Here is a 24,695-nt window from a genome sequence, read left to right on the forward strand (position 1 = left end):
AGAATATGTACCGTTACGACGAATTCGATCACGCATTTGTTGAAGGCCGCGTGGCACAGTTTCGCGATCAGGTAGAGCGCCGGCTGTCCGGCGAACTGGCCGAGGACGCGTTCAAGCCGCTGCGCCTGATGAACGGCGTCTATCTCCAGCTCCATGCCTACATGCTGCGCGTCGCCATTCCCTACGGTACGCTGAACTCCAAGCAGATGCGGATGCTGGCCCATATCGCCCGCAAATATGACCGGGGTTATGGCCACTTCACCACCCGCCAGAACATCCAGTACAACTGGCCGCGCCTTTCCGACACGCCGGACATCCTGTCCGAATTGGCGAGCGTGGAAATGCACGCGCTGCAGACTTCAGGCAACTGCATTCGCAACGTCACCGCCGATCATTTCGCAGGGGCAGCCGCCGACGAAGTCGCCGATCCGCGTCCTTATGCGGAAATCCTGCGTCAATGGTCTTCCGTGCATCCGGAATTCTCGTTCCTGCCGCGCAAGTTCAAGATCGCGGTCACGGGTGCCGAGCGCGACCGCGCCGCCATTCAGGTTCACGATATCGGCCTGCACCTGAAAAAGAACGACAAGGGCGAGATCGGTTTTGCCGTTTATGTCGGCGGCGGGCAGGGCCGTACGCCGATGATCGCCAAGAAGATCCGCGACTTCCTGCCGGAAGAGGATCTTCTCTCCTACACCACGGCCGTCATGCGGGTTTATAACCTGCATGGCCGCCGCGACAACAAATACAAGGCGCGTATCAAGATCCTCGTGCACGAGACGGGTGCGGAAGAGCTGGCCCGTCAGGTCGAGGTAGAATTCGCGGAACTGAAAAACACCGATTTGAAGCTGCCGGATGCGGATATCGCGGCAATCACCGCCTATTTTGCACCGCCGGCACTGAAGGATCGCCCTGAAGGCTGGGAAAGCCTGGCGCGCTGGAAGCGGGCGGATGAGGGTTTTGCCCGTTTCGTCGAGCAGAACGTTCAGCCGCACAAGCATCCCGATTACGGCATGGTGACGATCTCGCTGAAGCCGATCGGCGGCATCCCCGGCGATGCGACCGACGAGCAGATGGAACTCGTCGCCGATATCGCCGCGGAGTATGCCTTCGACGAAATCCGCATCAGCCACGAGCAGAACATCATCCTGCCGCACGTGGCGCTGGCCGATCTCGAACCGGTCTATCGCGCGCTGGTGGGTGCGGGGCTGGCAACCGCCAATGCCGGGCTGATCACCGATATCATTGCCTGTCCCGGGCTGGACTATTGCGCGCTTGCCAATGCGCGCTCCATTCCGCTCGCGCAGGAAATCTCCACCCGTTTCGGCGCACATGAGCGTCAGTTGGAAATCGGCGAGCTGAAGATCAAGATTTCCGGCTGCATCAATGCCTGCGGCCACCACCATGTCGGCCATATCGGCCTGCTGGGCGTGGAGAAGAAGGGGGCCGAACTCTACCAGATCACGCTTGGTGGGTCGGGCGACGAAAATACCTCGATCGGCGAGATCATCGGTCGCGGTTTCGAGCCGGAAAAGGTGACCGACGCGGTGGAAACCATCGTCGACACCTATCTGGGCTTGCGTCTTTCGAAGGAAGAAACCTTCCTCGAAGCCTATCGCCGCGTCGGACCGCAGCCGTTCAAGGATGCGCTCTACGGTTCCGCCGCTGAAGCCGCCTGAGGAGATTGCCATGACGAAAATCTGGAACCGCGACGGCTTCGTGGAAAACGATCCCTGGGTGATCGAAACGGAAGAAGTGAAGGCAACTGCCGAGCAGAAACCGGTGCTGTCGCTTGCTGATTTCCTTGTCCGTGCGGCTGAAAGCAATGATGTCGGCCTCGGCGTTCTGATTGCGCCTGCCGACGATGTCACCCGGCTCGAGCCCTATCTCGACCGCATCGACCTTGTCGCCGTCAGCTTCCCGGCCTTCAATGACGGGCGGGGTTTCAGCCATGCCTCGTTGCTGCGCAGCCGTCTTGATTTTGCCGGTGAGGTGAGGGCGGTTGGCGATGTTTTGATCGACCAGGTGCCGCTGATGCTGCGCACCGGCTTTACCAGCTTCGCGGTGACGAACGAGACGGCGATCCGCCGCCTGTCCGAAAATCGCCTGCCGGAAATCCCGGTCTATTACCAGCCGACGGCCCTTTCGGCCAAAGGTGGAGAGGCCTATAGCTGGCGCCGCCGTGCGGCCCAATGACGCGTTGCGCGGAAATATGAGTTTTAGATGCATATTTTCTGCGCGCATGGCAGTATTGATATTCTCATGCCTTCAAACCGCGGCAAAAATGGTATAATTGCCCGGTCGAAGAATGTCGCTTATCGAATGAATGGACGGAACCTGAAATGAACGCGCCAGCCAAGACGGAAGATTTCGCGATCAAGATACCTGATGGTGTTTACGCCGAGACAGTTTTGTCGGTGGAGCACTATACGGATCACCTGTTCCGTTTCCGCATGACGCGTCCGGCCGGCTTCCGCTTCCGTTCCGGCGAATTCGCCATGATCGGCCTGATGGTCGGCGAAAAGCCGATCTACCGCGCCTATTCCATCGCCAGCCCCGCCTGGGACGAGGAACTGGAGTTCTTCTCGATCAAGGTTCCTGATGGCCCGCTGACCTCGCATCTTCAGGCGATCAAGCCCGGCGACACGGTTCTGATGCGCAAGAAGCCGACAGGCACGCTGGTTCTGGACGCGCTGACACCCGGCAGACGGCTTTATATGTTCTCGACCGGCACCGGCATTGCGCCTTTCGCAAGCCTGATCCGCGATCCGGATACCTATGAAAAGTTCGAAGAGGTCATCCTCACCCATACCTGCCGCGACGTGGCCGAGCTGAAATACGGTTTCGATCTGGTCGAGGAAATCAGGAACCACGAATTCCTGAACGAGATCGTCGGCGACAAGCTCAAGCATTACGCCACCGTCACCCGCGAGGACTACCCCTTCAAGGGCCGCATCACCACGCTGATCGAGAACGGCAAGCTGTTTGCGGATCTCGGTGTGCCTGCGCTCGATCCCACAATCGATCGCGGCATGATCTGCGGTTCCTCGGCCATGCTGAAGGACACCAAGGAGCTGCTTGAAAAGGCCGGCCTCAACGAAGGCGCCAATAACAAGCCCGCTGAGTTCGTTATCGAGCGCGCTTTCGTCGGATAAAGCCGACATTTGATAAGGTTTATGAAGGAGGCCGGAAGGCCTCCTTTTTGTTTGTACGGCCTACTGAGGCAGTGCTTCGTCGTCCTGCTTCGGGGCGATTTCGTTTCGGTAGATAAAAAACAGGGCGATAGCGATGGCCGATATGCCGCCGCCGACCAGATGCGAAAGCGCATAACCGCCTTTGGTGACCAGCCAGCCGGCAACGACGTTGCTGAGAGAAGCACCCACGCCCTGCACCATCATGACGCTTGCAAGCCCGACATTGAACCGGCCTGTTCCCTTGAGAATGCGTTCGGCCGCGACGGGTGTCACGATGCCTAAAAGACCGGCGCCGATGCCGTCTAGCAACTGCACCGGAAAGATCACCCAGAAATCCGTGAAGGCAGAGGCAAGCAGGCCGCGGATCGGCAGGGCGGCAAGCGCGATCAGAAACACGGTCGCAAGACCGAAGCGACGGATCAGCCACGGCGCCATCGCTGCGACGAAGATCATAGCAAATTGCGCGACGCCGGTAATGATCGCCGTCGTGCGGAACGGTGTCTGTAATTCGATGGCGAAATTCTGCGCGATGAGCCGTCCCATCGGCGCATTGCCGAAGTGGAAGATCAGAAGAATGATGGCGAGGAATATCAGGCCGCGTTCGTGAAGCAGCACGTTGATGCCGGATGGCCCCGGTTCGCCCTTGTCTTCGGCAAGGCCGCGCGCAACCTTGTGGTCGATCCTGTCAGGATCGATGGCTGCTGCCGCAACAAGCGCGCCGGCCGCAGTCAGCAGCATCAGCCCGATGACGCCATGCAGGCCAAAGAAGGAGACGGAAATGTAAGTGGCGAAAAGCGACGCGAAATTGCCGCCGTGGTTCCAGAATTCGTTTCGCGATATCTGACGGGAGAACAGGCGTTCACCGACGAGGCCAAGCGTCAGTCCGGCCAGCGCCGGGCCGACGACGGCACCGACGACCGCCGTCATGATCTGGCCGGTCCAGACGATCCACACATCCGGAAAGATCAGCGTGATCAGCGCGCCGACAGTCACGAGAACGACGGGAACGGCAATCAGCGTTCTTTTCCACGTCGTGCCATCCACCAGCGCGCCGCACAGCGGCGTGGCAAGCAGACCGACGAGACCGCCGACCGTGGCGATCATCCCGAGTGAAAGCGAAGACCAGCCCTGTGTCGCTAAAAATGCGTCCAGAAACGGCCCTAGACCGTCGCGGGCATCGGCCAGAAAGAAATTCAGTGCTGCAAGTGCAAAAAGCGTGCGGTCTGAAATGCCACCGCTGCGAGGCAGACCGCCGGAAGGCAGGCTGCCGCGCGGTGCCGAAACGCCGATAGTCGTCATGAAATATGCTCCGAAAAATATGCAAGAGGTGATCAGAAATTGATCGAGGCTGGCGAGAAACATCTGTGCCCGCGTTTGGTTGCATTGGCACGACAGAAATATAAGCCACCCGATGTTTTTGACAGTTACAGAATAAGCCGGAGGAACGTTTGACGGTGCAAGCGAGTTAGTCTTCGTGAAAAACAACGGATACTCGCCATGAAAACCACGGTTCTCGTCATTTTATTCTCCGCAGGATTGCTCGGCGTGCAGCCGGCATTTGCGGACGAACGCGAATTCCTCTCGTCGCTGAAAGGCACATGGGCGGGGAAGGGAACCGTGATTACCCGGATTGGCATGCCGCCGATAAATGTCAATTGCACGCTGAATTCCAATGCGGGGACATCGTCGCTCAACATGTCCGGCACCTGCCTCGGCCTTCTGGTGGTCAAGCGCGCAATCGCAGCCGATCTCTCGGAGAAAGGCGGCCGCTACAGCGGCGCCTATACCGGACCCTCCGGCCGCCCGTCTGCCCTTTCCGGCACGCGGCAAGGAAACGCAATCAACCTGACGGTTCGCTGGAACCGCGATATCAACGGCGACCGCGTCGCCGCAATGACCATCGAAAAAGTGGGGCAAAACGGCCTGCGGCTTCGCACCACCGACAAGGACGGCAGGACCGGCAAGACGGTGGTGACGAGCGATATCCGGCTGGTGCGCTGACGCAGCCGGTCGTAAAAATGCGGGTTTTTAGCGGAATTCGAGCAGCAGTGGGCAATGATCCGAGACCTCTGGCTGCCTCACCACATCAAAATGATCGACCTTCACAGCCGGATTGACCAGCATGTAATCCGCATAACGGTTCGCTTTGGCATAATGCGAGGTCCGCGTGTCGGTAAAACCGCGTGTCGTGACGAGTTCGATGAGGTCCAGTTCCTTCAGCACAGTGAAGGTGTCACTGTCGGGTAGAACATTAAAGTCACCGCAGACGACGATCCGGTCGCCATCTTCCGCAATGTTTTTGACAAGTTGCACGAGGCGTTTCGCCTGCGCCAGACGGGCAGGGATATCGTGTTTGCCGTTGGGGTCGCGCAGCCCGTGCATATGGGCAATGACAACCGGTTGACCGGTCGTGAAATCGAAAACCCTGATGGCGTGGCCCGTGCGAGACCGTGGATGATCGCCGTATCCATCTGCGGAAAAGGTGCCGTGCACGAAACCCTGAGCCTGCGCAACGATGGCAATGGATTTGCGCACGAAGGTCGCCAGCCCCCATTGGGAAGGATACCTGATCTCACCATGCCAGAGATCGCCCTGCGCCGCCGGGCAGAAAATCGCCAGATGATTTGGCAAGGCCTCGGCGATATCGCTGAAGAAGTTCGCTCTTTGCGGCAGGTCGATGCCGTGATCGCGATAGCTCAGCCAGTCCTGCAAGGCAGTCGGCGTGTGCACCACCTCTTGCAGGCAAAGAATATCGGGATCGGATGAGGAGATATAGGGAACAAGCTCGTCATGAAGCTTTCCGCCCCAACCATTCAGGCAAATCAGACGCATTCACACTCCATCACCGCTTGATTGTGGCACCCGTTTTAGCATGGAACGGATGACGATCAATCGTGTGCAGCGAGGTCGCGAAATGTTGTTGCCGTAACGAAAAAGGCCCGGATCGCTCCGGGCCTTTTTGTGTTTGTTTGCACCGAATGCCTTATTCGGCGGCTTCGGCGTAGGCCTCCATCGGCGGGCAGGTGCAGATGAGGTTACGGTCGCCATAGACGTTGTCGATGCGGTTCACAGGCGACCAGTATTTGTCGATGCGGAAGGCGCCGGGCGGGAAGCAACCCTGTTCGCGGCTGTAGGGACGATCCCACTCGCCGACGAGATCTTCTACCGTGTGCGGCGCGTTCTTCAGCGGATTGTTGGTCTTGTCCGCACGGCCTTCCTCGATGTCGCGGGCTTCCTCGCGGATCGCCAGCATGGCATCGCAGAAACGGTCGATTTCCGCCTTGGTCTCGGATTCCGTCGGCTCGATCATCAGCGTGCCGGCAACCGGCCAGCTCATGGTCGGCGCATGGAAACCGCAGTCGATGAGGCGCTTTGCAACATCGTCCACCGTCACGCCGCAGCTATCCGCCAAGGGCCGGGTGTCGATGATGCACTCATGCGCCACACGTCCCGTTTCGGACTTGTAGAGCACGTCGTAAGCGCCCTTCAGCCGTTCGGCGATGTAGTTGGCGTTGAGGATCGCAACCTTGGTCGCCTGCGTCAGCCCTTCGCCGCCCATCATCAGGCAGTAGCTCCAGGAAATCGGCAGGATCGACGGCGAGCCGAAGGGGGCAGCCGAAACGGCACCTTCACGACCGTCCGTCGTCGGATGGCCGGGAAGATAGGGAGCAAGATGCGCCTTGACGCCGATCGGCCCCATGCCCGGACCGCCGCCGCCATGCGGGATGCAGAAGGTCTTGTGCAGGTTGAGGTGGCTGACGTCGGAACCGATATCGCCGGGACGGGCAAGACCGACCATGGCGTTCATGTTGGCGCCGTCAAGATAGACCTGACCACCGTGTTTATGGGTGATCTCGCAAATCTCGCGAACCGTCTCCTCAAACACGCCATGGGTGGACGGATAGGTGATCATGCAGCACGAGAGGTTTTCCGCATACTGCTCTGCTTTTGCTCGGAAATCGTCGATATCAATATCGCCATTTTCCCGCACTTTCACCGGCACCACTTTCATGCCGACCATCTGCGCGGAGGCAGGATTGGTGCCATGCGCGGAGGTCGGAATGAGGCAGACGTCGCGATGTGTGCCGCCATTGGCGAGGTGGTAGTTGCGGATGGTCAGAAGCCCCGCATATTCCCCCTGCGCGCCGGAATTCGGCTGCATGGAGAAGGCGTCGTAACCGGTGACCGAGCACAGCTTTTCGGAGAGATCGTCGATCATTTCCTTGTAACCGAGCGCCTGATTGGCCGGCACGAAGGGGTGGATGTCGGAAAATTCCGGCCAGGTGATCGGCAGCATCTCCGCTGTTGCGTTCAGTTTCATGGTGCAGGAACCGAGCGGGATCATCGAGCGGTCGAGCGCCAGATCACGGTCCGAAAGACGGCGGATGTAACGGGTCATCTCGCTTTCGGCACGGTTCATGTGGAAGATCGGATGCGTCATGTACTGGCTGGTGCGCAGCAGTTCCTTCGGCAGGCGATATTCCGGCTCGAAATCCGAGATCGAGAAATTGCCGCCGAATGCGCGCCAGACGGCCTCAAGCGTCGCCGGGCGCGTGCGCTCGTCAAGGCTCATGCCGATCTTGGTCGCGCCGACCTTGCGCAGGTTCACGCCTTCCGCAACGGCCGAGCGCAGGATGACGCCCTGCATATGGCCAACTTCGACGGTGATAGTATCGAAGAAGGTCTCCGGCTCGATGACGTAGCCAAGTTTCTCCAGACCCTTGGCCATCAGAACGGCCTTCTGGTGGGTCTGCTGGGCTATGGCCTTGATGCCCTGCGGGCCGTGGAAGACGCCGTACATCGAGGCCATGACGGCCAAGAGTACCTGCGCGGTGCAGATGTTGGAGGTGGCCTTCTCGCGGCGGATATGCTGCTCGCGGGTCTGCAGCGACAGGCGATAGGCGCGATTGCCGCGCGCATCCACCGAGACGCCGACCAGACGGCCGGGCATCGAGCGCTTATGCGCATCCTTGACGGCCATGTAGGCCGCATGCGGACCACCATAGCCGACTGGAACGCCGAAACGCTGCGAGGTGCCGATGGCGATATCCGCACCCATTTCACCGGGTGACTTCAACAGCGTCAGCGCCAGAAGATCGGCGGCAACGGCAGCGATGGCACCCGTCTGGTGCAGGCGGGAAATCAGGCCGGAGAAGTCGCTGACATGGCCGTGGGTGCCCGGATACTGGAAGATCGCGCCGAACACGTCGACCGGATCGAGATCGGTGAACGGGTTGCCGACGATTACCTTCCAACCGAGCGGGGCAGCACGGGTCTCGATCAGCGCGATGGTCTGCGGATGGCAATTGGCATCCACGAAGAAGGCGGTTGCCTTGGACTTGGCAACGCGCTGGCACATGGCCATTGCTTCGGCTGCGGCCGTTGCTTCATCGAGCAGCGATGCGTTGGCGACATCGAGGCCGGTCAGGTCGCAGACCATGGTCTGGTAGTTCAGCAGCGCCTCAAGACGACCCTGGCTGATTTCCGGCTGGTAAGGCGTATAGGCCGTGTACCAGGCCGGGTTTTCCAAAATGTTGCGCTGGATGACCGGCGGCGTGATCGTGCCGTAATAACCCTGACCGATCAGCGAGGTCAGCACCTGGTTCTTGTTGGCCGTTTCGCGCAGGCGGTCGAGCGCCTCGCGTTCGGTCAACGCGGCACCCCAGGTGAGCGGCACCTTCTGGCGGATGGAGGAGGGAACGGTGGCGTCGATGAGCGCGTCGAGGCTTTTGTAGCCAACGACCTTCAGCATGTCAGCCATTTCCGACGGCGACGGCCCGATGTGACGCCGGTTGGCGAAATCATAGGGCTGATAGTCGGTGAAATGAAATTCCGTGGGCGTCGTCATTACGCGATCAGCTCCTTGTAGGCTGCCTCGTCGAGCAGCGTATCGGCATCCGCGGCGTTGGAAAGCTTCAGCTTGAAGAACCAGCCGGCACCCTGCGGGTCCGAATTGACCAGCGAGGGGTCGTCAACGATGGCCTGGTTGATTTCCACCACTTCGCCATCCAGCGGACAATAGACATCGGAAGCCGCCTTGACGGATTCAACGGTCGCTGCGTCGCCATCCTTGGAGAAGGTGGCGCCCACTTCCGGCAATTCGACGAAGACGAGGTCGCCAAGCTGTTCAGCGGCGTGGCTGGTAATGCCAACGGTGGCGATATCGCCTTCGAACTTCAGCCATTCGTGTTCTGCGGTAAATTTCAGCATCGTATTCTCTCCGGAGATGGGATGAAGATTATCGTTTATAGGTGGGCTTGATGAAGGGCAGGGCAGCGACGGTGACGGGCAGGTATTTACCGCGCACTTCCGCAAAGATCGCCGTGCCGGGAGCCGTGTAGGCCGTTGGCACGTAACCCATGGCGACGGGACCTTCGACCGATGGGCCGAAGCCGCCGGAGGTCACTTCGCCGATTTCCGTCTTGCCCTCAGCATCCGCAAAAAGCTTGGAATGGCCGCGCACCGGCGCCTTGCCCTCGGGCTTCAGGCCGACGCGGCGGCGCGATGTGCCGTCTTTCAGTTCGCCGAGAATGCGTTTCGCGCCCGGAAAGCCACCTTCGCGATCGCCACCGGCGCGGCGCGCCTTCTGGATCGCCCATTCGAGCGAGGCTTCGATCGGGGAGGTCGTGGTGTCGATATCGTTGCCATAAAGACAAAGACCGGCTTCGAGACGCAGGCTGTCACGCGCGCCAAGACCGATCGGCTCGCAATCGGGATGCTCGAGCAGGGCCTTGGCAATTTCTTCCGCCTTTGCGGCGGGTACGGAGATTTCAAAACCATCCTCGCCGGAATAACCGGAACGGGAGACGATGCAGGGCACGTCATGCAGCGGAATTTCCAGCACATCCATGAACTTCATTTCAGAGATGCCGGCCCACAGTTCCGCCAGAACCGCTTCCGCGCGCGGTCCCTGCAGCGCGATAAGCGCCCGATCATCGAGAAGGGTAATCTCGCAGTCGCCGGAAAGATGCGCCTTCATATGCGCGACATCGGCGTGTTTGCAGGATGCATTGACGACGACAAAAAGATGATCGCCGCGATTGGTGATCATCAGGTCGTCCAGAATGCAGCCGTTTTCATCGGTGAAGAAACCGTAACGCTGACGACCTTCCTTGAGGCCGAGAATGTCGACCGGCACCAGCTTTTCCAGCGCAAGTGCGGCATCTGCATTGTTGCCGGATTTCGCCTTCAGGATCACCTGGCCCATGTGGGACACGTCAAAGAGACCGGCGGAGGTGCGAGTCTGAAGATGTTCCTTCAGAACGCCGGCCGGATATTGAACCGGCATGTCGTAACCGGCAAACGGCACCATGCGGGCGCCAAGCGAAAGATGCAGGGAATGCAATGGCGTGATGTCAAGCTCGGCGGTATCGTCCAAGGACGCCTCCAGGGTTGCGCGAAAGATCGCGCGGGCTCAGGTCATGACGCGAGAAACGCGCCGGGTTCAAGAGCCCCCTCTGTCCTTGTCGCCTGAGATTGTTATCCCTTCGGCGAGCCGTCCTTATGAAAGGTGGCTTCTCTCCAGAGTTCCGTCGTCACCGCTGGTCCTTTTGCCTGAGAGTTTCCGGGGCGGTTGCTCCTTCGGCACCGCATTGAAGCGGTTTCTCCCAACGATGATGCGACGCTCATTATCTTCGAAGGCCCGTTATTGGCAAGGACGAAATGACGCATCTGAACAGATTCTTGCTCCATCTGCGCCATCGACATCTATCCTGTCCGGTATGACGGTTTTGAGACCGCGTTTCGTACCCGTCGGAATAGCCCGGTCGATGCGGCTCGCATGGGCGCGATGAGGCTTTTCTAGCGCGTGGATTTGGGCTGGCGAGAAAAGGTGTTTCTAATCGGATTTTTTCTCCGGCAGGCCCTTGCGTTTCGTCGAAGCGAAATCCTCAAGTTCCTTTTCTGTCATAGACTTCTCCATGCTTTTTGAAGCACCTTGTAAACTGGATTTCTTCGTCTCACCCCGTTTGGCGGCGAGTGCGGCGCCGGCGGCTTTCTGCTGGGCTTTCGATTTGGCTGGCATGTCGGATCTCCCTTGAAACGGTGGTTCCGACGGGGAAATGCCGCCTTGCGGCGATTGTTCCCTTGCAACTGTTAAGCCTGCGGCAAAATTCCCCTTTGAAATCGGCAGGAAAGCGGGATATCGCATGGGATTATGGATGCAAATCAAAAACGATGGCTGACAGGGATGGAGAAGGTGCTTCGCATTTTCTGCGCGACCCTGATGTTGTCGCTCGGTTTTGCCCACAAGCCCGCACTTGCCGTCGCCCCGGAGGTTGTCCTCGACGAGAGCTACCGGCTTCCGGATGGCACCTTTGCCGAAATCTGCCTCGGCCACGCCGGCGGTTTGAATGCCTCCCACACCAAGGACAGCCCGACCCATTCGGGTGACGCCATCCTCTTCTGCGAGGCGTGCCTGCTGGCATCGTCCATTCTTCTGCCCATGCCCGATACGGAAGGTTGGCTGAAGACCCAATTTGCCTGGCTCGACAATCGTCTCTCTGCGGAATGGAGCTTCCGCTCCGTCCTGACGATCCAGCAACCCGCCGCGCGCGGCCCGCCACCCCAGTCCGCCTGATTTTTCGTTTTAACGGGATAATCGCCGTCTTTGGCGGCACGGAGCGGCTGCGCAGACCCAGAGGGTAGCAGTCGCAGGGACAAGCAAATGAAAACCACCAAGATCATCACCTGCGGCCTTTTCGTCGCCTCGGTTTCGACTGCACAGGCTTTTGCCCATGCCACATTCGTTGAGGGTTCGGCCGAACAGGACAGCACCGTCGTTGCGGCCCTTCAGGTGCCGCATGGCTGTGACGGCGGGCTCGCCACTACCGAAGTCCAGATCAAGCTGCCGGAAGGCTTCATTTCCGCCAAGCCGCAGCCCAAGGCCGGCTGGGAGCTGGAGATCATCAAGGGCGACTACCAGAAGGCCTATAAGAACCACGGCAAGGAGATCAAAAGCGGTCCGATCGAAATTCGCTGGAAGGGCGGCAACCTGCCGGACGAGTTTTACGATACCTTCGCGGTGCAGGGTAAGATTTCCGGTATCGCAGCGGGGCAGGACCTGCCCTTCAAGGTAACGCAGCTTTGCGGTGACAAGGGCAAGGTATCCTGGGATGAGGTCGCGGCGGTCGGCGTCGATCCTCATTCCCTGAAAAGCCCGGCGCCGACCATCAAGGTCACCGCCAAGGCGCATGCGGGTGGCCATGACCATGCCGGCATGAGCATGGATATGGATGTCGTGAAGGCCGGCAGCCTCGAAGTGTCTGGCGGCACGACCAAGGCCATGTTGCCGGGCCAGCCCGTGGGCGGCGGCTATGTGTCGATCAAGAATACCGGCGATAGCGACGACAAGCTGGTCGGCGTTGAATCCTCGGCTGCCGGTCGTGCCGAAATCCATGAAATGGCCATGGTCAACGACGTCATGAAAATGCGCAAGCTGGATGACGGCATCGTCATTCCCGCAGGGCAGACAGTGGAGCTGAAGCCCGGCGGTCTGCACATGATGTTCTTTGATGTAAAGAAGCCCTTTGCCGAAGGCGACAAGGTGCCGGTGACGTTGATCTTCGAAAAGGCCGGCAAGGTCGACATCGTGCTCTCCGCTGGCGCAGCCAAGGGCGGCAGCGACCACAAGCATAATTGACCAATGAAAAGCGGCTACCGGAACGCGTGACAGGTCCGGTAGCCGCAAATTTTTCATATATTGTATTTGTTCTTCAGCGCCGTGATGGAAAAAGGGAGAGGGCATCTGCCATCGCGATTTTCCGAATTCGGTCGAAAATATCTAGAAAATCAAGCTGACACCAAGCTGAACGCGAATGTCCGTTCGACGTGGTCAAGAGACCGAGAAACCAAATTAAGATACCTATATATCGGTATGATCTAACACGTCATTTCTGGATTTTTGCGTGGTGCTGTTTTCCTCATAGGCCTCAACGGCCTGCTCCAGTGTCGCCTGCGGCTCGTGGCGCTGGCTGGCAACGGTCAGGAAATAGAGCGTCAGGGCGGGTGGCTTGATCACCGTCATCATGCCGCGCAGCTGGAAGTCATCCCCACCTTCGGCCTTGCGCGCCAATTCGTGAATGGCCTCTTCCACTTCGCTTTTGCGCGGAACGCGCTGCGATGGCTTCACGGCTTCCAGCGCATAGGCTGCCGTATTCGCGGAAACAGAAAGAACCTGTGTCATCCAACCCCCGGCAATTGTCGCCGACCCTTAAAAAAACGAGATTAGCAGCCGCATCTTGTTGGAAGGCTAAATCGCGACGCTGCAATTTAATCGTATTTTAGTGGACGAAGACGCCTGCCAAAGGGCTTTCGTCCGCTGTGCCCTTGGTCTAGAAATGCGTCGGACTTCACAGGTCCGGTAATTTCCGGAGATACCATTCCCATGATCAATATCGCTCTTGTCGCGACAGGCGGCGCCATCGGTTCCGTGTTCCGTTATCTGGTCGGCGTCTGGAGCGTGCGGCTGGCCGGGCCCAATTTCCCCTGGGGAACGCTTGCGGTTAATGTGGTCGGGTCTTTCCTCATCGGCCTGTTGGTCGAGCTTGTGGCGCGGCGGCTGAACGCCTCGATGGAAATGCGCCTGTTTCTCGTCACCGGCGTGCTCGGCGGGTTCACGACATTTTCGTCCTTCTCGCTCGATGCGGTGGCGCTTTTCGAACGCGGTGCGCTCGGCCTTTCGGCCGTTTACGTCCTTGCAAGTCTTGTGGTTTCCATTGCTGCGGTTTTCGCCGGGCTGGCCTTGGGCCGCAACTTGTTCTAAAGGCTTGATCCAAACGGCGCGCCGAACAACGGGCGCGCGATCAAGACAGAGAGACTGGAAATTTCATGGCAGGTATCGAGCATATCAAGGTCGGGGCCGACGAGGCCGGTATGCGCCTCGATCGCTGGTTCAAGATTCACTATCCGGGACTTGGTTTCGGACAGTTGCAGAAGCTGTTGCGATCCGGACAGGTGCGCGTGGATGGCGGCCGGGTGAAGACGGATGCGCGGGTGCAGCCGGGACAGATGGTGCGCGTGCCGCCGGTCGATTCCGATCTCAAGGTCAAAAGCGGACCGATCGGATCAAGGGATCTCAAACATTCGGAAGACGCGGAACTTCTGGCGCGCATGCTCTTGCATGAAGACGACAAGGTTTTCGTTTTCAACAAGCCGGCCGGCATCGCCGTTCAGGGCGGTTCCGGCGTCAACCGCCATATCGACGGGCTTCTGGAAGCCTGGACCAGCCCTAAGGGCGAAAAGCCGCGTCTGGTGCACCGCCTCGACCGCGATACCTCCGGCGTGCTGGTGGTTGCCCGCACCCGCGGTGCTGCGCAGAAGCTGACGGCCGCCTTCCGCGAGCGCGACACCAAGAAGACCTATTGGGCGCTGGTCAAGGGCGTTCCGCGCAAGCACCAGGACAAGATTTCTACCTGGCTGGTCAAGGAACAGACCATGGATGGCGACCGCATGCGTATCGCCAAGCATGGCGAGGAGGGGGCCGATCACGCCGTTTCCTATTACCGTGTCATCGATACCGCCGCGCAGAACCTCGCCTGGCTGGAGATGGAACCCTATACCGGCCGCACCCATCAGCTCCGCGTTCACGCGCTGCATATGGGCCACCCGATCATCGGTGATCCCAAATATTATATCGACGATCCGAACTGGGATTTCCCAGGCGGCATCCAGAAGCGCCTGCATCTGCATGCGCGCCATATCGACATTCCGCATCCGAATGGGGGCCGGCTTCGGGTCAGCGCACCTTTGCCGCCGCATATGGTGCAGACCTGGAACCTGCTCGGCCTCGACGTGGCCGATGGCGACAGGGAAGACTGAAAGCTATGAAGCTCGTTCTTTTCGATTGCGACGGCACATTGGTGGACAGCGCCGGCCTGATCCATGCGGTCATGGTCGAAACCTTTGCCGATTTTGGCAAGCCGCGGCCTGATATCTCACAGACCAAGGCAATCATCGGGCTGACGCTGGATATCGCCATCGCCCGCATGCTCGGCAAGGCGCATGTGGATGAGGAGGCGCAGGCGATGACGCAGCGTTACAGGGAAGTTTATCATCCCCTGCGCGAGCGTCCCGAAATGACGACGCCGCTCTTCGACGGTATCGCGCCGCTGATCGACACACTGTCGAAACGGGACGACGTGCTGATCGGCGCGGTGACCGGCAAGGGAAGGCGCGGGCTCACCCATATTCTCGAAACCCACGGCTTTGCCGAACACTTCATCGTTTCGCGCACGGCGGATGATTGCCCGTCAAAGCCACATCCGGCCATGGTCATGGAGTGTTGCCACGAAACCGGCATGGTTCCGGCCGATACTATCGTGATCGGCGATGCGGTCTATGACATGCAGATGGCCAAGGCTGCGGGCGCAAAAGCGATCGGCGTCGCCTGGGGTTATGCTTCCGTCGATGAACTCTGGACGGCGGGCGCAGATGCGGTTGTCAGCCATCCGCGTGAAATTCCGGCCTATGTTCCGGCCGATAATCTCTAACCTTTCTATCCGACTGATGAGGACGTGCCATGCGTGATCTCCTGAACGACCTTTCGGAGGGCCTGAGCCACCCCGACCCGATCCTGCGCGCGCAAATCCAGATGCAGAAACCTTTGCCGAAGCGGTTCTACAAGGATGTCACCGTCGGAGAGGTGGAGGAGGGCGGCTTTACCATCCTTCTCGATGGCAAGCCGCTGCGCACGCCCGCCAAGAAGCCGCTGACCGTCCCGTCGCACGCGCTGGCTGAACTGCTTCGCGAGGAGTGGGATGCCCAGAAGGAGGTGGTGAACCCGGTGGTCATGCCGGTATCGCGCCATGTGAATACCGCCATCGATGGCGTCGCCAACGACACCCAGGCGGTTTTCGAGGATATCCTCCGGTTTTCTTCCTCCGATCTTCTCTGCTACCGCGCCGGTGACCCGGAAGCGCTGGTTGCGCGACAGACGGACCATTGGGATCCCGTGCTGGACTGGGCGGCCAATGTGCTCGGCGCGCGCTTCATTCTCGTTGAAGGCGTGATGCATGAAGACCAGCCGCGCGAAGCCATCGCGGCTTTCGCGGTAACGCTGAAGAAATATGACACACCGATCGCACTTGCCGCTCTTCACACCATGACGTCGCTGACCGGCTCCGCCATTCTGGCGCTTGCGCTGGCGGAAGGGCAGCTGACGCAGGAGGAAGCATGGGCGCTTGCCCATCTCGATGAGGACTGGACCGCCGAGCAATGGGGGGAGGACGAGGAGGCGCTGGAGCGCCGCGCCGTGAGGCTTGTCGACATGCGCGCGGCACTCAATGTTCTGGAGTCCCTGAAGAGCGCTTCTTAACGCTTTTCTAACCCTGATGGCCGAATATGCGGCTACCTCACGTAAGGGGAGCCGCTGATCATGATCACCACGCTGAAACGCCTTGGCATTCTTGTGCTGGCGTGTTTCACGCTCATGTCTTTCAGGCTGGAACCGCAAGCGACCAATACCGACCGGCTGCTTTACGATGTGCGCGGCGCATTCGTCGCCGCCCGCCCGGATGTCGCTCCGGCGCTGATGCAGTCCATTCATGCGCAGGTGCAGAATGCGATCAAGACCACGGCGCGTGGAGAGACCCGCCCGCGCGTGGTGCTGACCATCCGTCTCGCATCCGTTACGCGCGGCCCCTTCCTGTTCGGAGAAAGGGCGTCGGCCAAGGTCATCGTCCGCGCCGCCGCCGTGGCGACGGGAGAAGTGATCGCCGAAGCCAAATTCACCGCCACTGTCGTCAGCTTCGACAATCAGTCTATCGAGCAGGAACTCGCCTATGGCGTTGCAGAACGGGTGATCCGCGAATTCAGGCTCAGCCGATCCGGCCCGACGACGCTTGCGACGGCGCTCTTCCCGTAACGTCCGCGGAAGCGGTGGCACAATCACGATGCGTCGTTTCTCAATGTCGCGCCACCATTGGTTCCGCGTGTCGCACTCACATACATCGCGTATATTTATTTGACATACGCAGTGTATGTTCCTATCTCGCATACGCAACGTATGTAAACTGGACGCTGACGCTATAGAGCGCGGCATCGTCACTCAGCTGAAAGAGAGATGGAAATGAGTAAACGCGAAGCAATTTTTCCCGCCCACAGGCACGCGCTTTACGAAGAGCATGGCTACTCTGCTGCCATCAAATCCGGTGATCTGCTATTCGTTTCCGGCCAGGTCGGCAGCCGTGCCGATGGAACGCCTGAACCTGATTTTGAACGGCAGGTCCGGCTGGCCTTCGAAAATCTCAAGGCAACGCTCGAGGCGGCGGGCTGCACTTTCGACGACATTGTGGATATCACGACGTTCCACACGGATCCGGAAAACCAGTTTGGAACGATCATGACCGTCAAGCAGGAGATTTTCAGCCAAAAGCCTTACCCGAACTGGACCGCTGTCGGCGTCAACTGGCTCGCGGGCTTCGATTTCGAGATCAAGGTCATTGCCCGTATCCCTTAATAGCGGGTCAAACCTGAAACGGCGGCGCTCACAGGGCGCCGCCGGCTTGCTTCTCCACCCTTATCCAAGCCGCTCGGCATGCCATTTCAGATGGTCATCCATGAAGGTGGAAATGAAGTAGTAGGAGTGGTCGTAGCGGTCATGCATGCGCAACGTCAGGCTGATATCCGTGCCCTTGATCGCCTCTTCGAAGAGCCAGGGGCGCAGGCCTTTTTCAAGGAAACTATCGGCCTTGCCCTGGTCGATCAGGAACTCGGGAAAACGCGCGCCATCCTCGACCAGCGCACAGGCGTCGTATTGACGCCATGCGGCCTTGTCCGCACCGAGATATTTTTCCAGCGCCGGTTCTGACCAGTCGGCTGACGAGGGAGCCACGATCGGTGCAAAGGCAGAGCAGCTTTTGAAACGGCCGGGATTCTTGAGCGCCATGGTCATCGCGCCATAGCCGCCCATCGAATGGCCGAAAATACTCTGGCGGCTCATATCCGCACGGAAATGCTGGCCGATGAGGGCGGGCAGTTCTTCCGTGACATAGCTGTACATCTGGTAATGTTCGGACCAGGGTTCCTGCGTGGCATCGAGATAAAATCCGGCGCCCTTGCCCATCTGCCAGTTGGTCAGTTCGTCCGGCACGTCATTGCCGCGCGGGCTGGTGTCCGGGCAGACGATGATGAGCCCGAGTTCGGCGGCCATGCGGCGATATTCGCCTTTTTCCATGACGTTGGCATGGGTGCAGGTGAGGCCGGAAAGATACCACAGGACGGGGCAGGGCTCATGGATCGCCTTCGGCGGCACGTAAACCGCAAAGGTCATCTCACATTTCAGGGTTTCCGATGTGTGCGAAAATACGCCCTGCATGCCGCCAAAGGCCGTATTTTGCGAAATGATGTTCATGAAGACATTCCTTGTGAAAAAATCCGGCTCAGCCCGCAAGCGAGACCGCGGCATTGACCGCCGCCGCTACCAGAACTGTGTTGAAGAAGAAAGAAACGATGGAATGCAGCAGCGTGACCTTCCGCATGGCGGTCGTGGTTATTCCCACATCCGATGTCTGCGCCGTCATGCCGATCACCACGGCGAAGTAGAGAAAGTCGTAACCGCAGGGTTCCTTGGTCGCCGGAAAATCCATGCCGCCGCGATGCTGCCGCTTGCCGTCCACCGTGGCCGGCCGCCAGTAAAGATGGGCGTAATGCAGGGCTGTCATGGTGTGGATGGTCAGCCAGCCCAAGATCACCGAGGCAAAGGCGATGAGCAGCGTCCAGACCGTCTCGCCCGTGTGGTTGAGCGCTTGGAACAGCGACACCACGGCGACAGCGACGGCTAGCAGCGTGACGGCGATGATGGCGACCGCGGGCAGATCGTCGCTATCGGCATGCGCCTTCAGATGCTGCGCCGTCAGGCCCGACAGGCGAAAGCCAATCAATGTGAGATAGGTCAGGAAGAACAGAACGGCCGCGATCTCGATCGCCAGCGGCGGCGCCAGAACCAGAGCCAGCCCAAGGCCCATGGCGCCGACAAGAAAAGCAATGACGAAAGGTTGATGGCGGCGATAGCTGCTGCTTTTCATATTGGCCGGGGTCATGGGCGGCACCTTTCTGTTGGCACCGTCACTTTTTGACACGACGGCAGAAACGGTCAAGCGTCTCCAGAAAGGCGGAGCGATCGCGCGGTGAAAAAGCCGCGTTGTATCCCTTGCTTTCACCGGTTTCACGCAGATGTGCACCAAGGTCGCGCATCGCCGTCGCCATCCCGATATTCGACTGGTCAAAAACGCGCCCCGTCGGCCCGGTGACCAGTGCACCCTTGGCGACACAGCGGCCAGCAAGCGGCACATCGGCGGTGATGACGATATCGTTTTCACCGGCATGATCGGCGATCCAGTCGTCCGCAGCGTCGAAACCGGCGGAAACAATGACGTTTTTCACCATGGGATCTCGCGACGGGCGCAGACCGGAATTGGCGACAAAGGTCACTTCCAGCCCATGCCGTTCCGCCACCTTGAGAATCTCCGGCTTCACGGGGCATGCATCGGCATCGACATAGATTTGCGGGTTTTGCGGCATGGACACTCTTTTCGGACATTTCCTGCCACGCTTCTAAGCGCAAACGCCGCGATTACCAAGCCCACGACAGCTGAAATACGGGATGGATGGCGGGCGCAGGTGGTACTTGCGACGATCGTAAAAACGGCATATGTTCTCTTTATGTTCTTGTTTTCGAGGGATACCATGCTGGAAGAGTTCATCGTGCAGGCCAAGTCTGCCACGTATGTTGGCGGCGGCAACAAATCCGCGACGCCCACGCGCAAGGGATCGCACGATCTCGGCTATCAGAACGGCGACTGGCACTATATCGACAGCTATTTCGGGGGAACTGATTTCATCGGTCAGGAGGTCGTCTGGCATCAGGGGACGGCCCTCTGGGCGATGAGTTATTACGGCCGTATCCTCCGGCCCGACATGATCGACGGTGCGACAGCCGGAATGGTCATTCAGCGGTCGCTTTCCACGCTCTATCGGCAGGGCCGCTTTCTCGGCGGCTTTACCCACCCGGTGGAAAATCTGGTCTATGTCGATACGAATGCGGGTGAGTTCCAGTCCTTCACTGGCGTCGAGCGCATTTACCGGGGACATGTCGAGACGTACCGGCTTGACTATCATGGTGGGATCATAAAGCCATAGAGCGCAAGAAATGCCATGGACGGGAATTTGCAATGGCAAATGGCGACGCTCAATTTTTCAAGGCGACACTCTATTTCGACAGCGAACCCGCGATCTCGGACTTGACCCTGACGGAAGCGTGGGGCGAGGAGGGATATGAATGCGAGCGGTTGGGCGAAAAGGGCGTGTTTGACGGACTGCGCGGTGCAACCAGGGTTTTTGTCGGTACTCCCGAGCCGGTCGTGGCGACGCCGGTTGCGCCGGCCCAATATCCGGAAGTTGCAGAGGCGAGGGTCGACTGGTCAAAGACCTTTTGTATCGATGCAAAAGCGGCATATGACGATTTCACCCGTGCGACACACCAATGCGAGTTCAGATTTCTCATCCTGGCGGATGAAGATGATCCAGAAATCGCGCATAACGAGATCGCCTCGACCCTGCTCGGCATCCATCAGCTCGCCCCCATGCAGGCGGTTGCGTTGCACTATCTGGACATGATCGTCGGCCGCGCCAATCTCGATGACTATCTGAACTATGCAAACAGCCATCTGGATCAGCCGCAGCAAATGGCGACGATGCTGGCCTTCGGAGCCTTTGTGACGGAAGAGGGGGAAAAGATCAGGGCCTGGACAACGGGTCTGGAACATTTCGGCCAGACAAATCTGCTTTTCGATAGCCCAGCGGGAGATGCGACGGAAGCGCTTCTCACCATATTCGGCCTCGGACATCTCGTTGTCAACGGACGACGCTTCGCCGCCGGTGAAGCCATAACATCTTTCGATCTTCTTGCGCGCTTCACCCCCGCCGAACTCGATGATCGGCCAATGCTGCTCGTCGCGAAGCAGGAAGCCGGCTAGGGCGCGCCGTCATACCCCAGAACGGATGGGACGATGCGTTTTCACCGCCCCATCACAGGTTTCAAAATCAGCCGGGCTGCTTGGTCTTGCGCAGATAGGGAAGAACCGTGTCGTAGGAGCCGAAACGAGCAATCGCATCTTCGTTGGAAACGGCTGCGGTGATGATGACATCCTCGCCCTGCTTCCAATTGGCAGGTGTCGCCACCTGGTGTTTGGAGGTGAGCTGGATGGAATCGATCGCGCGGAGAATTTCCTCGAAATTACGGCCGGTGGTCATCGGGTAGGTGAGGACCAGCTTGATCTTCTTGTCGGGACCGATGACAAAGACGGAGCGCACGGTGGCGTTATCGGCAGGCGTGCGGCCTTCGGAACTGTCGCCAGCACCGGCCGGCAGCATGTCGTAGAGCTTCGCGACCTTCAGGTCCTTGTCGCCGATCAGCGGATAATCGACGTTGAAACCGGTCGCGGTGCGAATGTCGTTCTTCCATTTTTCATGGCTTTCAACCGGATCGACCGAAATGCCGATGATCTTCACGCCGCGTTTTTCGAATTCCGGCTGCAGGCCGCCCATCGCACCAAGTTCCGTCGTGCAGACGGGCGTGAAATTTTTCGGATGCGAAAACAGGACCGCCCAACCGTCGCCGATCCAGTCGTGAAAGCTCACCGGACCATGGGTGGTCTCGGCGGTGAAGTCTGGTGCTATATCGTTGATACGCAGGCTCATCTGATGCTTTCTCCCTGATGATTTGAAGTGAAAATCTGATGGTTTTCGACAATTCGTGTCCGGCGCTGGAGCTTAGAGTTTTTGCATGAAATGGCCAGCCTTTTCATCCGGCCTCAGTGGCGTTTGCTTCAGCCCCACAGAGATTTGATGACCCTGATTTCCATCGTTTGTCGCAGTTGCGCGATTTCCACCCGGTTGATTGTTTCAGGAGGACAGGATTACTCGAAAGGCGATCCCGGCGTTGTTTTCGCTCATCCCAGCGCATATTGTGACGCCACGTCAGGCGACGGCATTCCGGGGCGTTTCCGCACAGGGAGTGATGGAGAACAGCAATGACAATCACCATTACCGCCTTTGAACACTCGCCCGATGGCGGCAAGGGTCTCGCCCGCGATATGCGCGTCCGCTGGGCGTTCGAAGAAGTGGGCCAGCCCTATGATGTCCGCCTTCTTTCCTTCAAGGCGATGCGGGAGCCGGCGCACCTTGCGCTTCAACCCTTCGGGCAGATCCCGACCTATGAGGAGGGTGAACTCGTCCTGTTTGAATCCGGGGCGATCGTGCTGCATATAGCCGAACGTCATGCCGGCCTGTTGCCAGAGGATGCGGATGCGCGGGCGCGTGCGATCATGTGGATGTTCGCCGCACTCAGCACCATGGAGCCGCCCATCGTCGAGCATTTTGTCGCCGGCTTTCTCGAAAGGGACAAGAGCTGGCACAGCGAGCGCCTGCAGATCGTCCATGACCGTATTCGCAAGCGGCTTGGCGAACTGTCCCACCGCCTCGGTGACGCCGACTGGCTCGACGGCGGATTCAGCGCCGGCGATCTGCTGATGGTGTCCGTGCTGCAAAGGATAAAAAGCTCAGGCATCCTCGACGAATATGAGAACCTCTCGGCCTACGTCGCCCGGGGCGAAGCGCGCCCCGCCTATAAACGCGCATTTGCCGACCAATTGGCGATTTTCAAGGCTGCGTCGAACGGCTGAGCGACGGTCGGAAAGACTGCCGCTGCGGTCTAACCCAGTCTCAGCGCGAGGGTCTGACCTGACAGACCCTCGCGACACCTTTAGAAACCCACCGTCACGGGTTTCAAGAATAGCTCCCGATCGAAACCATCGCAGCACTCGATCACAATGCGGGTGCCGTTCTTGAGACGTCGCCGCAGAAGGTCGGATGGTGCCCGTATGGTGCCGCCATCGTGAAGCTTCTGCAGCATCGACCGTGAAAGCCCCAGTTCGGACGCCAGCAGACGATCAAGGCGTATGCCGGTCTGGAGCGGAACCGTGAGATCAATCTCGGCCTTGGTCCAGTCGGGAGGTTCGTCCTTGATCTTTTTCTCGATATCGAACTCGGGAAACTCGTCGATGCGTTGCGATTTGCGTCTCAGGGCTTCGAGGTTGAATGTTTCCGCTCTTATCCATTGCGGATCGTTCGACTGCAGCGCTTCCATAACGGAAGGGCTGATGTCGCGGACGTTCTGCCGCTCGAAAATTGGCCGGTTCCAGCTTTTGTCGCAGATCAGGCATTTATAGATGAGCCAGGCATCCAGTTTGCGGCCGTTGGCATTAAGCCGGATCTTGCCGCTGGCTTGAAACGCCCTCAGGTCGCCACATCCGCTGCATGCAAGCCAGGGCTGGGGCGCCGTTCGTGGTGTAATGGTCCATTGGACCCGAAGTACATTGCACATATTGTCTTGGTCTTCCATTTGGAAGTCCACCAAGATGGTGCAGGAGAAAACCCTGACGGGAACGGCGTGGCGATGTTTCGGGTGGGTGAAGAGCTGAGACAGCAAAGCTGCGCAGGGCACATTTTAACAATGCCAGACCGGTCTCTTGCCACCACCCGATGAACGTGATCATACGCCGACAGCCTGTGGCCATCCGCAGTACGGGTGAAACTGGATTGAGACCGGTATTTACTTAGGCAAAGTCTACCTCGATGCGCCAATGCTCTTCGGCGGTAACGATAACAAATGATCGGTCAGAAATGGAAGCATGCGGCGCGCTCAGCGGCCGAAAGCCACTGCGATGTGACTTTTGCGCAACTTCGGGTAGCCTGCCCATTCCGCGGTCAAAACGATGTCACCAGATGGGCTGCGACTCTATTTCCGGGAGGACACAGTTTTGCGCCTGTTATTCGCGGCTGCCGGAGACGGAAGCATACGCCGGAGGGTTGAATCTTTGCGGATGAAATGGTGCCATAGCGCTGCCGTCACATGTAGAAATACGATGGCTACGGCGAGATAGGCGAGGGTGGCATGAACCTCTGTCCAGAACGCCTCCGCCTGATCGGAAATCGCCAGAGGCAACCCCGGCACGACCACGAGATCGAAGACGTAACTTGGGATTTGCAGGGGAGCCGTCGAAGCGACGGCCCAGCCGGCGCGGGGAACGGCAAGGGTAAGGGTAAGGAACAGCAATGCGACATGAGCGGCCCGCGCCGCGAACCTTGAAACCGGGCCTTCGCCATCGACAGGCTGCGGCTTCCGGCTGAAAGCCGACCATTCCAGAAGACGGCGGACCTGGCGCTCGCTCAGATCAAGCACATGCGACGCCGACACCATAGTCATCCGACCGGCAATCACCTTCGACAAAGTCTCGATCCGCTGCAGATCACGCTCGGTCATCGTAATCAATCCCATCTGCAATCTCCCAGACGTCAATCAGACCAGGGGAGTGTGACATTCCAACTTTGCAGAAACAGGACATTCTAACTTTGCAGCTACACACAATGTGGCGGAGGAGTTGGAATGTCCGCCGATTTGCAAAGTAGAAATGTCCGGTTTCCGTGTCCTGGCCATTTAGACATGCG

The 24,695-nt window shown here is 59.0% G+C and carries 28 protein-coding genes, 2 pseudogenes and 1 riboswitch; of the genes and pseudogenes, 16 read left to right on the top strand and 14 right to left on the bottom strand.

The features are described from left to right. The first annotated feature begins 5 nt into the window (after window positions 1-5). The 3 genes from MRBLRC7O_RS05675 to MRBLRC7O_RS05685 all read left to right on the top strand — a co-directional run bounded on the left by MRBLRC7O_RS05675 (window position 6) and on the right by MRBLRC7O_RS05685 (window position 3,152). Window positions 6-1,676, top strand: a complete 1,671-nt coding sequence (locus MRBLRC7O_RS05675) for a nitrite/sulfite reductase (protein WP_003502663.1) — start codon at window positions 6-8, stop codon at window positions 1,674-1,676. A 10-nt stretch (window positions 1,677-1,686) separates the two neighbouring features. After that, on the top strand, window positions 1,687-2,193 hold the full coding sequence (locus MRBLRC7O_RS05680; RefSeq protein ID WP_003502665.1) for a DUF934 domain-containing protein: 507 nt from the start codon (window positions 1,687-1,689) through the stop codon (window positions 2,191-2,193). Window positions 2,194-2,339: 146 nt separating this feature from the next. Further along, window positions 2,340-3,152: a ferredoxin--NADP reductase gene (locus MRBLRC7O_RS05685; protein ID WP_003502669.1), complete on the top strand. Its 813-nt coding sequence runs from the start codon at window positions 2,340-2,342 to the stop codon at window positions 3,150-3,152. A gap of 60 nt (window positions 3,153-3,212) precedes the next feature. Here the strand turns inward: MRBLRC7O_RS05685 and MRBLRC7O_RS05690 are convergent, their stop codons facing one another. After that, window positions 3,213-4,553 (bottom strand): MFS transporter, encoded by a 1,341-nt coding sequence (locus MRBLRC7O_RS05690; RefSeq protein ID WP_162690820.1) that lies wholly within the window; start codon window positions 4,551-4,553, stop codon window positions 3,213-3,215. Window positions 4,554-4,688: 135 nt separating this feature from the next. Between MRBLRC7O_RS05690 and MRBLRC7O_RS05695 the strand changes: the two genes are divergently transcribed. Then, window positions 4,689-5,192, top strand: coding sequence for a hypothetical protein (locus MRBLRC7O_RS05695; protein WP_003502673.1), 504 nt, complete (start codon window positions 4,689-4,691; stop codon window positions 5,190-5,192). Window positions 5,193-5,219: 27 nt separating this feature from the next. Here MRBLRC7O_RS05695 and MRBLRC7O_RS05700 read toward each other — a convergent pair whose 3' ends face one another. The 5 genes from MRBLRC7O_RS05700 to MRBLRC7O_RS05720 all read right to left on the bottom strand — a co-directional run bounded on the left by MRBLRC7O_RS05700 (window position 5,220) and on the right by MRBLRC7O_RS05720 (window position 11,214). After that, window positions 5,220-6,023: an endonuclease/exonuclease/phosphatase family protein gene (locus MRBLRC7O_RS05700; RefSeq protein WP_080866121.1), complete on the bottom strand. Its 804-nt coding sequence runs from the start codon at window positions 6,021-6,023 to the stop codon at window positions 5,220-5,222. Window positions 6,024-6,174: 151 nt separating this feature from the next. Continuing rightward, window positions 6,175-9,039 carry an aminomethyl-transferring glycine dehydrogenase gene (gene gcvP, locus MRBLRC7O_RS05705; protein ID WP_080866122.1) on the bottom strand — a complete coding sequence of 955 codons (2,865 nt, stop codon included), beginning with the start codon at window positions 9,037-9,039 and terminating at the stop codon, window positions 6,175-6,177. Beyond that, the gene (gene gcvH, locus MRBLRC7O_RS05710) at window positions 9,039-9,401 is read right to left on the bottom strand and encodes a glycine cleavage system protein GcvH (protein WP_003502678.1); all 363 of its coding nucleotides are present in this window, start codon (window positions 9,399-9,401) and stop codon (window positions 9,039-9,041) included. The genes gcvP and gcvH overlap by 1 nt, the downstream gene beginning before the upstream one ends. 28 nt (window positions 9,402-9,429) lie before the next feature. Further along, a complete protein-coding gene (gcvT, locus tag MRBLRC7O_RS05715; RefSeq protein WP_080866123.1) occupies window positions 9,430-10,569 on the bottom strand; it encodes a glycine cleavage system aminomethyltransferase GcvT in 1,140 nt (379 codons plus the stop codon). A gap of 154 nt (window positions 10,570-10,723) precedes the next feature. After that, a riboswitch (glycine riboswitch) is annotated at window positions 10,724-10,811 on the bottom strand. A 217-nt stretch (window positions 10,812-11,028) separates the two neighbouring features. Beyond that, the gene (locus tag MRBLRC7O_RS05720; RefSeq protein ID WP_020012481.1) at window positions 11,029-11,214 is read right to left on the bottom strand and encodes a DUF3008 family protein; all 186 of its coding nucleotides are present in this window, start codon (window positions 11,212-11,214) and stop codon (window positions 11,029-11,031) included. A 165-nt stretch (window positions 11,215-11,379) separates the two neighbouring features. On the opposite strand from MRBLRC7O_RS05720, the gene MRBLRC7O_RS05725 reads away from it, so the two are divergent. Beyond that, window positions 11,380-11,769, top strand: coding sequence for a hypothetical protein (locus tag MRBLRC7O_RS05725; RefSeq protein WP_035212415.1), 390 nt, complete (start codon window positions 11,380-11,382; stop codon window positions 11,767-11,769). Window positions 11,770-11,856: 87 nt separating this feature from the next. After that, a complete protein-coding gene (locus tag MRBLRC7O_RS05730) occupies window positions 11,857-12,831 on the top strand; it encodes a copper chaperone PCu(A)C domain-containing protein (RefSeq protein ID WP_080866124.1) in 975 nt (324 codons plus the stop codon). A 222-nt stretch (window positions 12,832-13,053) separates the two neighbouring features. On the opposite strand, the gene MRBLRC7O_RS05735 is transcribed toward MRBLRC7O_RS05730, so the two are convergent. Beyond that, window positions 13,054-13,374: a hypothetical protein gene (locus MRBLRC7O_RS05735; protein WP_003502688.1), complete on the bottom strand. Its 321-nt coding sequence runs from the start codon at window positions 13,372-13,374 to the stop codon at window positions 13,054-13,056. Window positions 13,375-13,575: 201 nt separating this feature from the next. Between MRBLRC7O_RS05735 and crcB the strand changes: the two genes are divergently transcribed. The 6 genes from crcB (at window position 13,576) to MRBLRC7O_RS05765 (ending at window position 17,646) form a co-directional block, all read left to right on the top strand. Next, entirely contained in the window at window positions 13,576-13,953 is a 378-nt protein-coding gene (gene crcB, locus MRBLRC7O_RS05740) for a fluoride efflux transporter CrcB (protein ID WP_003502690.1), read from the top strand. A gap of 65 nt (window positions 13,954-14,018) precedes the next feature. Then, complete coding sequence (locus MRBLRC7O_RS05745) at window positions 14,019-15,008, top strand: RluA family pseudouridine synthase (protein ID WP_003502691.1); 990 nt, start codon at window positions 14,019-14,021, stop codon at window positions 15,006-15,008. A 5-nt stretch (window positions 15,009-15,013) separates the two neighbouring features. Continuing rightward, window positions 15,014-15,679, top strand: a complete 666-nt coding sequence (locus MRBLRC7O_RS05750) for an HAD family hydrolase (protein WP_111820793.1) — start codon at window positions 15,014-15,016, stop codon at window positions 15,677-15,679. Window positions 15,680-15,708: 29 nt separating this feature from the next. Beyond that, complete coding sequence (locus MRBLRC7O_RS05755; RefSeq protein WP_003502693.1) at window positions 15,709-16,503, top strand: ATP12 family chaperone protein; 795 nt, start codon at window positions 15,709-15,711, stop codon at window positions 16,501-16,503. A 60-nt stretch (window positions 16,504-16,563) separates the two neighbouring features. Continuing rightward, window positions 16,564-17,052: a hypothetical protein gene (locus tag MRBLRC7O_RS05760; RefSeq protein WP_003502694.1), complete on the top strand. Its 489-nt coding sequence runs from the start codon at window positions 16,564-16,566 to the stop codon at window positions 17,050-17,052. Window positions 17,053-17,256: 204 nt separating this feature from the next. Beyond that, a complete protein-coding gene (locus tag MRBLRC7O_RS05765; protein ID WP_003502695.1) occupies window positions 17,257-17,646 on the top strand; it encodes a RidA family protein in 390 nt (129 codons plus the stop codon). Window positions 17,647-17,706: 60 nt separating this feature from the next. Here the strand turns inward: MRBLRC7O_RS05765 and fghA are convergent, their stop codons facing one another. From fghA to MRBLRC7O_RS05780, 3 genes are read right to left on the bottom strand one after another with little or no spacing between them, the layout of a single operon-like run. Further along, a complete protein-coding gene (gene fghA, locus MRBLRC7O_RS05770; RefSeq protein ID WP_112540163.1) occupies window positions 17,707-18,540 on the bottom strand; it encodes an S-formylglutathione hydrolase in 834 nt (277 codons plus the stop codon). A 28-nt stretch (window positions 18,541-18,568) separates the two neighbouring features. After that, window positions 18,569-19,228: a DUF1345 domain-containing protein gene (locus tag MRBLRC7O_RS05775; protein WP_080864270.1), complete on the bottom strand. Its 660-nt coding sequence runs from the start codon at window positions 19,226-19,228 to the stop codon at window positions 18,569-18,571. A gap of 25 nt (window positions 19,229-19,253) precedes the next feature. Further along, entirely contained in the window at window positions 19,254-19,709 is a 456-nt protein-coding gene (locus MRBLRC7O_RS05780; protein WP_003502698.1) for a YaiI/YqxD family protein, read from the bottom strand. 165 nt (window positions 19,710-19,874) lie between these two features. On the opposite strand from MRBLRC7O_RS05780, the gene MRBLRC7O_RS05785 reads away from it, so the two are divergent. Beyond that, window positions 19,875-20,327, top strand: a complete 453-nt coding sequence (locus MRBLRC7O_RS05785; RefSeq protein ID WP_080866574.1) for a DUF5680 domain-containing protein — start codon at window positions 19,875-19,877, stop codon at window positions 20,325-20,327. A gap of 32 nt (window positions 20,328-20,359) precedes the next feature. Beyond that, window positions 20,360-21,163 (top strand): hypothetical protein, encoded by an 804-nt coding sequence (locus MRBLRC7O_RS05790; protein WP_080866127.1) that lies wholly within the window; start codon window positions 20,360-20,362, stop codon window positions 21,161-21,163. Window positions 21,164-21,230: 67 nt separating this feature from the next. On the opposite strand, the gene MRBLRC7O_RS05795 is transcribed toward MRBLRC7O_RS05790, so the two are convergent. After that, complete coding sequence (locus tag MRBLRC7O_RS05795; protein WP_035217366.1) at window positions 21,231-21,887, bottom strand: peroxiredoxin; 657 nt, start codon at window positions 21,885-21,887, stop codon at window positions 21,231-21,233. Between the two features lie 147 nt (window positions 21,888-22,034). On the opposite strand from MRBLRC7O_RS05795, the gene MRBLRC7O_RS05800 reads away from it, so the two are divergent. Both MRBLRC7O_RS05800 and MRBLRC7O_RS05805 read left to right on the top strand, forming a co-directional pair. Next, on the top strand, window positions 22,035-22,223 hold the full coding sequence (locus tag MRBLRC7O_RS05800) for a hypothetical protein (RefSeq protein WP_128286763.1): 189 nt from the start codon (window positions 22,035-22,037) through the stop codon (window positions 22,221-22,223). Beyond that, entirely contained in the window at window positions 22,220-22,870 is a 651-nt protein-coding gene (locus MRBLRC7O_RS05805; RefSeq protein ID WP_060724176.1) for a glutathione S-transferase family protein, read from the top strand. The genes MRBLRC7O_RS05800 and MRBLRC7O_RS05805 overlap by 4 nt, the downstream gene beginning before the upstream one ends. 80 nt (window positions 22,871-22,950) lie before the next feature. Here the strand turns inward: MRBLRC7O_RS05805 and MRBLRC7O_RS05810 are convergent, their stop codons facing one another. From MRBLRC7O_RS05810 to MRBLRC7O_RS05820, 3 genes and pseudogenes are all read right to left on the bottom strand, one after another. Continuing rightward, the gene (locus MRBLRC7O_RS05810; protein WP_035212419.1) at window positions 22,951-23,571 is read right to left on the bottom strand and encodes a DUF1062 domain-containing protein; all 621 of its coding nucleotides are present in this window, start codon (window positions 23,569-23,571) and stop codon (window positions 22,951-22,953) included. A gap of 414 nt (window positions 23,572-23,985) precedes the next feature. Beyond that, window positions 23,986-24,387 (bottom strand): annotated as a pseudogene (locus MRBLRC7O_RS05815) (cytochrome b); the annotation flags it as partial. Further along, a pseudogene (locus MRBLRC7O_RS05820) lies at window positions 24,388-24,525 on the bottom strand (ISNCY family transposase); the annotation flags it as partial. Window positions 24,526-24,695 lie beyond the last annotated feature (170 nt).

It is taken from the genome of Agrobacterium radiobacter (assembly GCF_040801995.1).
GTDB classification, from domain to species: domain Bacteria; phylum Pseudomonadota; class Alphaproteobacteria; order Rhizobiales; family Rhizobiaceae; genus Agrobacterium; species Agrobacterium radiobacter.